The sequence below is a fragment of the Nitrobacter sp. 62-13 genome (assembly GCF_001896955.1).
Classification (GTDB): Bacteria; Pseudomonadota; Alphaproteobacteria; order Rhizobiales; family Xanthobacteraceae; genus Nitrobacter.
In genome coordinates, this window is sequence record NZ_MKRN01000001.1 from 1 (window position 1) to 8931 (window position 8931).

An 8931-nucleotide genomic window follows, 5' to 3' on the forward strand; every position below is an offset into this window, starting at 1 on the left:
GAGGTGAAGCCGTACTTGATCGCGGTGGCGCAGGTCGCTTCCTCGTTGCCGTGATCCTGATGCATGCACAGCGGAATATTCGGATACATCTGGTCCAGCGCATCGATCATGTTCGCCAGCATGATGTCGTTGGCGTAGGAGCGTGCGCCGCGCGAAGCCTGGAGAATGACCGGAGCGTCGACGGCAGCGGCCGCCTCCATGATGGCGAGACCCTGCTCCATGTTATTGATATTGAATGCCGGTACGCCGTAGCCATGCTCGGCCGCATGGTCCAGCAGTTGCCTCAGTGTAATACGAGCCATTTTGTCCTCACCCTTGGGATGTGCTGATAGCAGTCACGCCGGGGATTATACCCCCCTTGGCCGTGCACCGATCAACTACTTCGATGTCGCGGTTCCCGCCGTCATTGCGGCGGCTCCGCTCGACTTTACCTATCGTCATGAATTCGCCGCTCATGCGCGCCTCTTTCGCTCGATGAGCTGAAGGATCAGCGGCGTCAGGATCAACTGCATCGCGAGATCCAGCTTGGATCCGTGAATGACAATCGAGTTCGCGCGCGACATGAAGCTGTTCGGAATCATCGACAGCAGGTACGGAAAATCGATGCCGCGCGGATTCTTCATCCGGATCACGACCATCGACTCGTCGGGGGTCGGTATCCACCGCGCGATGAACGGATTCGAAGTATCCACCGTCGGCACGCGCTGGAAGTTGATGTCCGTTTCGGCAAATTGAGGGCAGATGTAGTTGACGTAATCCGGCATGCGCCGAAGAATGGTGTCGGTGACCGCCTCGGTGGAATAGCCCCGCGCGCTGCGATCGCGATGCAGCTTCTGGATCCATTCGAGATTGATGACGGGAACGACGCCGATCTTGAGATCCGCATATTGGGCGACATTGACCTTGTCGGTCACGACCGCGCCGTGCAGACCTTCGTAAAACAACAGGTCCGAGTTCTCGGGTAGTTTCTGCCAGTCGGTGAACGTCCCCGGGGGAACCTTATGCAACGCGGCTTCCGCGTCGTCATGGACGTAGTAGCGCGTGTTGCCGGTTCCGGTTTCGCTATAGCTCCGGAATACGGCCTCCAGCTCGGCGAACAGATTGGTCTCCGGGCTGAAGTGACTGAAATGCTTGTTGCCCTTGTCCGACTCCTCGGCCATGCGGGTACGCATTTCGGCGCGGTTGTACCGGTGGAACGCGTCTCCCTCGATGTAGGCGGCCACCACGTTCTCGCGGCGGAAGATCTGCTCGAAGGTACGCTTGACGGATGTCGTGCCGGCGCCCGACGAACCCGTGATTGAGATAATAGGATGCTTTCTGGACACGATTGCAACAGCCCCTCAAATCAAACGCGAAACAAGCCGCGATGCCCGAACAACGGAGCATTCGTTTCCAAGGCGACGTCGGGTGCCGTGTGCATGTGCTCGAGCCGCTGGACGTTCTTGATCGAACCCATGATCAGCGGAACGCGCTGATGCAGGGTGCGGGGAACGAGGTCCAGAACGCGTTGACGTCCTGTGGTGGCGCCGCCGCCCGCCTGCTCGATGATGAATGCCATCGGATGCGCCTCGTAAACCAGGCGCAGGCGGCCTTCTTCATAACCGTCCCGAGCGTCTCCGGGATAAAGGAAGATGCCGCCGCGAATGAGAATGCGGAAGGCTTCCGCGACCAGCGAGCCGATCCAGCGCATGTTGAAATCCTTGCCGCCCATCCCGTCGGCGCCCATGAGGCACTCGTCGATATAGGCGCGAACCGGCAGATCCCAGTGCCGCCTGTTCGAAGCGTTGATCGCGAACTCCGTGGCGTTCGGCGGGATCTGCACCGTCGATCCCGTGAGCTTGAACACCCGCTCCACGCGATCGAGCGTAAAGATATCGACGCCCTGGCCGAGGGTGAGGACGAGAGAGGTTTGCGGACCGTAGACGACGAAGCCGGCCGCAAGCTGCGCACTTCCCGGCTGCACGAAGGCGGCGCTGGCATCGGAGGGCGTCGGCATGATCGAAAAGATCGTGCCTACCGACATGTTCGTGTTGATGTTCGATGAACCGTCCAGCGGATCGAACGCGACGCTGATCGGCGCGGCCGGATTCAAAATCTCCAGATCCGCCATTTCTTCCGAAGCCAGCACGGCGATCGGCAGGGCGCCGAGGGCTTCGCGGATGATTTGATCGGCGCGAACATCGAGATCCTTCTGAACATCGCCGTCGGTGTTGCGTCCTTGTGCCTTGCCGGTGATCCCCGCCAATGCGCCACGACACGTCAGATCGGAAATATCGATTGCAGCCTGTGCGAGCGCAGCGACCGCTTCCTTCACTGCTCGGCGAAGCGGATCCGACCCTCCTTCACCATCCATCCTTTGCTGCAGTGTTAGCTCTTGGCTCATTCAGTTTCCCCTTCGGCCGCAATGTCCAAACAGCCGATCTGCCGCTTTCCAGAGCATTGCGAAACATTGACTCGTTGCATGTAATAAGTACAATTTCAATATCCTTAATCGAACCAAAATTCTTCTTATATGATCTCGAAGCTTCGCGACGTCACCATTCGGCAGCTTCGTGCTTTGGCATCGGTTGCGGCTGGAGGCAGCGTCACTGCAGCCGCAAACAAGTTGCATTTAACCCAACCTGCGGTCACGCTGCAGTTGCGTAACCTGCAACAACTCTGCGGACTGCCTCTGCTTCAGCGCACCAGCGACGGCATGGTGCTCACGCCGGCGGGGCAGGAACTGTACACGCTTTTCGAACGCGTCGAGGCCGCCATCGAAAGCTGCGCGACCTCGCTCGACATGATAGCCGGTCGAACCGGCGGACGCATATCGATCGGCGCGGTCAGCACGGCAAAATATTTTGTCCCGTTTGCGATTTCCGCATTCTCAAAGCTCCATCCGGGCATAGACATCAGTCTGACGATCGTCAATCGCCAGGAAATACGGCAGGCTTTGCGCGGCTATGCGCTCGATTTCGCGATCATGGGCCACCCGCCTCCAGACATCGAACTGGACACCCACCTGATCGGCGACCATCCGCATGTCGTCATCGCCCCGAAAGAACACCGGCTTGCAAACGTCTCCGGCCTCGCGGCGGTTGATCTGGCGCAGGAAACCTTCGTTTCCCGCGAGCCAGGCTCCGGTACACGGTTCCTGATGGAGCAGTTTTTCGAGAACAGCAACCTTGAGCCGCAAATCGGCATGGAGATGAGCAGCAATGAGACCATCAAGCAGGCGGTCATCGCCGGTCTCGGGATCGCTTTCATCTCGGCGCACACGGTGGCGGTCGAACTCAGGGAAGGCCGGATGATCACTCTCGACATCGCCGGTCTGCCGATCGTGCGACAGTGGTTCGTCGTCAGGAGGAAGGACAAGGTCCTGCTTCCTCCGGCGCAGGAAATGCTCGACTTTCTGGTCGTCAACGGCAAGCAGTTCCTGCCACAGGCGGCGACCGCCGCCGATCGGCGCGACCCGAAGCGCAGGTGAAGCGGACATCTGGCGACGCAACCGGCGAATCCGTCGGCGCTTGCGTTGCGCGGCCGGCGCATCGAAACTATAAGTCATTGAAATAATGGTCGGAGTGGCAGGATTTGAACCTGCGACCCCTGCGTCCCGAACGCAGTGCTCTACCGGGCTGAGCCACACTCCGACAAGACGCGGCTTATAGCCTTGGGTTTCGCGCACCGCAAGAAGCTGGATCGAAAACTGAAATTCCAATGTCCGTGGAATTGACAACGCAGATTAGACCGGCCGGCGCGGCCGCGACGGCAGCAGCTGCCCGGACGCTCCGCGACGGCGGCCTGGTTGCGTTCCCCACCGAGACAGTCTACGGGCTCGGCGCCGACGCCGCCAACGCGGAAGCGGTCGCGCGGCTCTACCGCGCCAAGGGCAGGCCCGCCTTCAATCCGCTGATCGTGCATGTCGGCGATCTCGCATCCGCGCAAGGGATCGCCTGTTTCGATGCCACGGCGCTCGCGCTCGCTGACGCGTTCTGGCCGGGCCCGCTGACGCTGGTGCTGCCGAAGGCCCCGCGCTGCCCGGTGGCCGAGCTTGCCACGGCCGGCCTCGACACCATTGCGATCCGGGTTCCCGCCCATCCGGTGGCGCGCGACATCCTGCGCGGATTCGGCGGCGCGCTGGTCGCGCCGTCCGCCAACCTGTCCGGCCATGTTTCGCCGACGACAGCGGCGCATGTGCAAAGCGATCTTTCGGGGCGGATCGACCTGATCGTCGACGGCGGGCCGGTCGAGGTCGGCGTCGAATCCGCCATCGTCGGCTGTTTCGCGTCCCCGGCGCTGCTGCGTCCGGGCGGAATTCCGCGCGCCGACATTGAACGCGTGCTCGGCAGCCCTCTGGCCTCGCCCGATCCCGACGCGGCCAATGGACAACCGCTGGCATCCGGGATGCTGGCCTCGCACTACGCGCCGCGCGCCAGGGTGCGGCTCAATGCTGCGAGCCTTTCACGCGGCGAGGCCCTGTTGGCCTTCGGCCCGGCCGCTCTCGCCGGCAGCGAAGCCGCGGCCGCCGTGATGAACCTGTCCGAGCGCGGCGATCTCAGGGAGGCCGCCGCCAATCTTTTCGGCTATCTTCGCGCCCTCGATGCCTGCGGCGCGCGGACCATCGCGGTGATGCCGGTTCCCGACGACGGACTCGGCGAAGCCATCAACGACCGGCTGCGCCGCGCCGCCGCGCCGCAAGGCTGATCGGCATGTCGTCGAAAGCCTTTGGACACGCCATGACTGTCGCCCCGCCAAAATCCGCGCTGCCGCCGCTGTCGCCCGATCTGATCGCGCGCTTTGCCTCGATCGTCGGCGACAAATATGCGGTGACCGACGCCGACGAACTGGCGCCCTACCTGACGGAGGAGCGCAACCTGTTTCACGGCCGCTCTCCGCTGGTGCTGCGTCCGGCATCGACGGCGGAGGTGTCCGCGATCTGCAGGCTCGCGACCGAACACAGGATCGCGCTGGTGCCGCAGGGCGGCAACACCGGTCTCGTCGGCGGACAGACGCCGCACAACGGCGAAGTGGTGGTCTCGATGCGGCGGATGGACAAAATCCGCGAGGTCGATACCGCCTCCAACACCATGACGGTCGAGGCTGGCGCCGTATTGCAGACCATCCAGCAACGCGCCGGCGAGGTGGATCGCTTCTTTCCGCTGTCGCTCGGCGCCGAAGGAAGCTGCACCATCGGCGGCAATCTCTCGACCAATGCCGGCGGGACCGGCGCGCTGGCGTTCGGCGTGGCGCGCGACATGGCGCTCGGTCTCGAGGTGGTGCTGGCCGACGGGCGCATCCTCAACGGCCTGTCGAAGCTGAAAAAGGACAATACCGGCTACGACCTGCGCAACCTGTTCATCGGCGCCGAGGGCACGCTCGGCATCATCACCGCCGCGGTCCTGAAGCTGTTTCCGAAACCGCGCGCGGTGGCGACCGCCTTTGTCGGCCTGACATCGCCGGCCGATGCCCTGAAACTGCTGGCCATTTCCCAAGCCGAAGCCGCCGGCAGCCTGACCAGCTTCGAGCTGCTCGCCGGGATCTGCGTCGACATCTGCGTCAGGCACGGCCCCGACGTCCGCGACCCGTTCGGCAAGCGCCATCCCTGGTACGTGCTAATGGAAATCTCCTCGTCGCGCGACGACGCGGCCGCGACGCTGGAAGCCATTCTGAGGCGGGGCATGGCGGACGGCACCGTCGAGGATGCGGTAATCGCAGCCAGTCTCCAGCAGCGCGCGGCGTTCTGGAAGCTGCGCGAGGTGATCCCGATGGCGCAAAAGCCGGAGGGCGGCTCGATCAAGCACGACATCTCGGTGCCAGTCGCGGCCGTGCCCGCCTTCATCGCCGAGGCTGATGCCGCCGTGATGAAGCTGATCCCCGGCGCGCGCCCGGTCGCCTTCGGCCATCTCGGCGACGGCAACATCCACTACAACGTCAGCCAGCCCGTCACCGGAATGGCGACGCAGGAGTTTCTCGGCCGCTGGCACGACGTCAATGCAATGGTCTTCGCCGTCGCACTGCGGATGGGCGGCTCGATCTCCGCCGAACACGGCATCGGTGTGCTGAAGCGCGATGACCTGCCCCGCGTGAAAGACGGAACCGCGATCGACGTGATGCGCGGCATCAAGGCGCTGCTCGATCCGCTCGGCATCATGAATCCGGGCAAGGTGCTGTGAGCATTCACAGACATTGCGTTGGCGACGTCATGCCCGACGCTGTCGCGTCATCGCCGGTCAAAACAACGAGCCCTGACCGTCCTCGCCAGAGGCCGCGGGCGCAGCTTTGCGAACCGTCATCTTCTTCGCCGCCTTCGTCGCCTCGGCATCCGCCTGCTCCGCCGAGATCGGCAGAATCAGCTGCTCATCATCGTGGGCGACACGGTTCACGCGTGTCGAGACTTCATGCCAGACGAATTCGCCGTCCTCCGGCGCGCGCAGCAACCGCACGGCCTCTCCGGCATCGATAGCGTCGCCGTCGAGCCAGCGCGCGTGATCCGCAGGCGCGATCGTCACCGGCACCCGCGAATGCAGAGTCGCGAGAGCGCCATGCGCTGCCGCGGTGACGAGCGCGACCGTATCGAGTTCCTCGCCGTTCGGCCCGACCCAGGTTTCGGAAAGCCCTGCGAAGGCGATCAACCCGCCATGGCGCGGCCGAATGAAAAACGGCCGCTTGCGCCCGTCCGATTGATGCCATTCATAGTATCCGTCGGCCGGAAGCAGACAGCGCCGCCGTTTCATTGCGTTTTTGAAAGCCGGCTTGTCCAGCACGGTCTCGGCGCGGGCGTTGATGAGAAGAGCGAACTGCCGAGGGTCCTTGACCCAGGCCGGAATCAGGCCCCATCGCATCAGGCGAAAGTGCCGGCCGCCGTTCTCGGGGACGACAACAGGGATCGGTTGAGTCGGCGCAATATTATACCGAGGCGGAAAGTTCGGCTGCTCGGCGTAGCCAAAAGCCTGACGCATCGCCTCCGGCGGCGACAGGATGACGTAGCGTCCGCACATTTCGTCTTCCGGAAGTCAGAAATTCAACTCGTATTAAATCCCGGAGCCTAACACTACAACCAATGACAACGGCGTCCAGCAAACCATCCCTTGTTCCAATTGGGAAGCAGACCGACCCGAACGGGCCCGGTCGGGAAGCCGAACTGTCGGCCGCCAACATCAACCCGCGAACGGGTCTTGCGACCGACTATCTCAATCATTTCAACGAAGCCATCATGCTGCTGGAGATGATCCCGGATATCCCGGACTGCGCCGCCGACTTCATGGACTGGCAGCCCTTGACCTATCCGGAGCATTTCATGGCGTCGAACTTCAAGGCCCGCGATCTCGCGATCGAGGCCTATGAACAGGCCGACCCTGATATTCGCGCCAGATTCGACAACGTGACCGGCAACATGACAACCATCCTGACGGCCGTGGCGTCAGCGATGAAAGGCGTCCGCCAGGACAAAACCCGCGCGCTCCTCGCCATTCAGGCGACGGGCTGGGTCAAGCCGCTGGTCACGCTGGCCGGCGGCATCATCAACGGTGAGCGCGGCGAAACCGACGTCGATTACATCATGAACCACTGATGCCGGCTGTCGAGCCTTTCCAGACTCCCCAGCTCGCCGTCAGCGCCGCGATCTTTCGCGACGGCAAGGTTTTGCTGGTGCGCCGCGCCCGGCCGCCCGGCAAAGGCTCGCATTCGCTGCCCGGCGGCCGCGTCGAATTCGGCGAGACCATGGCGAAGGCGCTGCATCGCGAGGTCGCGGAAGAAATCGGGTTGAGAATCGCGATCGTCGGCCTCGCGGGCTGGCGCGAGGTCGTCCCGACCGGACCCGGTGACGGACATTTCGTGGTGATGGCGTTCGCGGCGCGCTGGGTCGACGGTGAACCCGTCTTAAGCGAGGAACTCGACGGTCTCGGCTGGTTCGCTCCCGATCTGCCGGACGATTTGCACGTCACCGAAGGGCTGCAAACCATCATCGATTCGGCGCGGCGGCTCGTCGGAGCCTAAACCTGCGAAGGCGAAGGCCTGCCGTGGATCGCCCAGCCTTGCTTCCATCGCATTGAAAAGGCATATCACGACGGAGCCGGACTCCGTTGATGCGCAAATCGGTTTTTGCCGTTGTTGTTCTGACTGCGATCTGCAGCGCGTTGCCCGCGCGCGGGCAGGAAGGGGCTGCGCCGTTCGATGCCGACCTGCAGCGGCTGGCCGAGATTCTCGGTACGCTGCATTATCTGCGCGGCATCTGCGGCGCCAACGAAGGCGCCAAATGGCGCAATGAAATGCAGGCCCTGGTCGACGCCGAAACACCGACGGGCGAACGCCGCGCCAGGATGATCGCCGGATTCAACCGCGGCTATAACGGGTTCCAGCAGACCTATCGGGTATGCACCCCGGCCGCCAATGTCGCGATCCGCCGCTATATCGAGGAAGGCGCGAAGATTGCCCGCGACCTGACCGCCAGATACGCAAATTGATGTGCCGGCTCGTTTCGGCGTCAAAATACGCCAAGGCGCGTTAACCTTTCCTAAAGAACTGGCTGTCCGGCCTCGATTCGCATGCTAAACCCAGGGCGGTTGTTAAACGCTTTGTTTCGTCAGATGCCCGGATTTTTCATGCGCCCGCCATTTACCTTCAGCCCGGCCTGCAATTCGCTGCCCGATCAAGAACAGAAGCAGGCCGCTCTGAGTTACCTCAACGAAGCGTGGGCCGAGGCACGGCATGACGGCGTCGATGGCGATTGCCTGGCGCAGGCCAGCCTGTTCGCCGCCTTTGCCGAACTCGTCAGCACTTATGGCGAGGATGCGGTGGCGAACTTCGTCGAAGGTCTCGCAAGCCGCGTCCGCAACGGCGAGTTCTCGATCGCGCTGGCGAAGCAGTAGCTGCTCATCCGTTGCTCATCGCCGGGCGTGACCGGCCGATTCGCTTCCGGACCCTCGATACTGGAATTCAGCCCTGCAATAC

The 8931-nt window shown here is 62.9% G+C and carries 11 protein-coding genes and 1 tRNA gene; 7 read left to right on the plus strand and 5 right to left on the minus strand.

What is annotated here, in order from left to right; all coding sequences use genetic code 11:
* The 3 genes from BGN91_RS00005 to BGN91_RS00015 form a co-directional block, all read right to left on the minus strand.
* A partial coding sequence (locus BGN91_RS00005) for a class II fructose-bisphosphate aldolase (protein WP_292609888.1) occupies positions 1-302 on the minus strand: 302 nt, incomplete at its 3' end.
* 150 nt (positions 303-452) lie between these two features.
* Entirely contained in the window at positions 453-1325 is an 873-nt protein-coding gene (locus tag BGN91_RS00010; RefSeq protein ID WP_292609891.1) for a phosphoribulokinase, read from the minus strand.
* Positions 1326-1345: 20 nt separating this feature from the next.
* Positions 1346-2383 (minus strand): class 1 fructose-bisphosphatase, encoded by a 1038-nt coding sequence (locus BGN91_RS00015; protein WP_292609893.1) that lies wholly within the window; start codon positions 2381-2383, stop codon positions 1346-1348.
* 129 nt (positions 2384-2512) lie between these two features.
* Here BGN91_RS00015 and BGN91_RS00020 point away from each other — a divergent pair, with 129 nt between their 5' ends.
* Positions 2513-3469 carry a LysR family transcriptional regulator gene (locus tag BGN91_RS00020; RefSeq protein ID WP_292609895.1) on the plus strand — a complete coding sequence of 319 codons (957 nt, stop codon included), beginning with the start codon at positions 2513-2515 and terminating at the stop codon, positions 3467-3469.
* An 86-nt stretch (positions 3470-3555) separates the two neighbouring features.
* On the opposite strand, the gene BGN91_RS00025 is transcribed toward BGN91_RS00020, so the two are convergent.
* Positions 3556-3632: transfer RNA gene (locus BGN91_RS00025), tRNA-Pro, on the minus strand.
* Positions 3633-3699: 67 nt separating this feature from the next.
* Here BGN91_RS00025 and BGN91_RS00030 point away from each other — a divergent pair.
* Positions 3700-4686 carry an L-threonylcarbamoyladenylate synthase gene (locus BGN91_RS00030; protein ID WP_292609897.1) on the plus strand — a complete coding sequence of 329 codons (987 nt, stop codon included), beginning with the start codon at positions 3700-3702 and terminating at the stop codon, positions 4684-4686.
* Positions 4687-4718: 32 nt separating this feature from the next.
* On the plus strand, positions 4719-6155 hold the full coding sequence (locus tag BGN91_RS00035; RefSeq protein ID WP_292609899.1) for an FAD-binding oxidoreductase: 1437 nt from the start codon (positions 4719-4721) through the stop codon (positions 6153-6155).
* A gap of 57 nt (positions 6156-6212) precedes the next feature.
* Here BGN91_RS00035 and BGN91_RS00040 read toward each other — a convergent pair whose 3' ends face one another.
* Positions 6213-6980, minus strand: a complete 768-nt coding sequence (locus tag BGN91_RS00040; RefSeq protein ID WP_292609901.1) for an SOS response-associated peptidase — start codon at positions 6978-6980, stop codon at positions 6213-6215.
* A gap of 62 nt (positions 6981-7042) precedes the next feature.
* Here BGN91_RS00040 and BGN91_RS00045 point away from each other — a divergent pair, with 62 nt between their 5' ends.
* The 4 genes from BGN91_RS00045 (at position 7043) to BGN91_RS00060 (ending at position 8849) form a co-directional block, all read left to right on the plus strand.
* Positions 7043-7552 carry a hypothetical protein gene (locus BGN91_RS00045; protein WP_292609903.1) on the plus strand — a complete coding sequence of 170 codons (510 nt, stop codon included), beginning with the start codon at positions 7043-7045 and terminating at the stop codon, positions 7550-7552.
* Positions 7552-7977, plus strand: a complete 426-nt coding sequence (locus BGN91_RS00050; protein ID WP_292609904.1) for an NUDIX hydrolase — start codon at positions 7552-7554, stop codon at positions 7975-7977. Before BGN91_RS00045 ends, BGN91_RS00050 begins: the two co-directional genes overlap by 1 nt.
* An 89-nt stretch (positions 7978-8066) precedes the next feature.
* Positions 8067-8444 (plus strand): TIGR02301 family protein, encoded by a 378-nt coding sequence (locus BGN91_RS00055; RefSeq protein ID WP_292609906.1) that lies wholly within the window; start codon positions 8067-8069, stop codon positions 8442-8444.
* 138 nt (positions 8445-8582) lie between these two features.
* Positions 8583-8849 (plus strand): hypothetical protein, encoded by a 267-nt coding sequence (locus BGN91_RS00060; RefSeq protein ID WP_292609908.1) that lies wholly within the window; start codon positions 8583-8585, stop codon positions 8847-8849.
* Positions 8850-8931 lie beyond the last annotated feature (82 nt).

Coding starts and splice junctions, on each gene's coding strand:
- BGN91_RS00015 (WP_292609893.1), bottom strand. CDS start 2,383: ATGAGCCAAGAGCTAACACTGCAGCAAAGGATGGATGGTGAAGGAGGG.
- BGN91_RS00040 (WP_292609901.1), bottom strand. CDS start 6,980: ATGTGCGGACGCTACGTCATCCTGTCGCCGCCGGAGGCGATGCGTCAG.
- BGN91_RS00055 (WP_292609906.1), top strand. CDS start 8,067: ATGCGCAAATCGGTTTTTGCCGTTGTTGTTCTGACTGCGATCTGCAGC.
- BGN91_RS00020 (WP_292609895.1), top strand. CDS start 2,513: ATGATCTCGAAGCTTCGCGACGTCACCATTCGGCAGCTTCGTGCTTTG.
- BGN91_RS00050 (WP_292609904.1), top strand. CDS start 7,552: ATGCCGGCTGTCGAGCCTTTCCAGACTCCCCAGCTCGCCGTCAGCGCC.
- BGN91_RS00045 (WP_292609903.1), top strand. CDS start 7,043: ATGACAACGGCGTCCAGCAAACCATCCCTTGTTCCAATTGGGAAGCAG.
- BGN91_RS00035 (WP_292609899.1), top strand. CDS start 4,719: ATGACTGTCGCCCCGCCAAAATCCGCGCTGCCGCCGCTGTCGCCCGAT.
- BGN91_RS00030 (WP_292609897.1), top strand. CDS start 3,700: ATGTCCGTGGAATTGACAACGCAGATTAGACCGGCCGGCGCGGCCGCG.
- BGN91_RS00060 (WP_292609908.1), top strand. CDS start 8,583: ATGCGCCCGCCATTTACCTTCAGCCCGGCCTGCAATTCGCTGCCCGAT.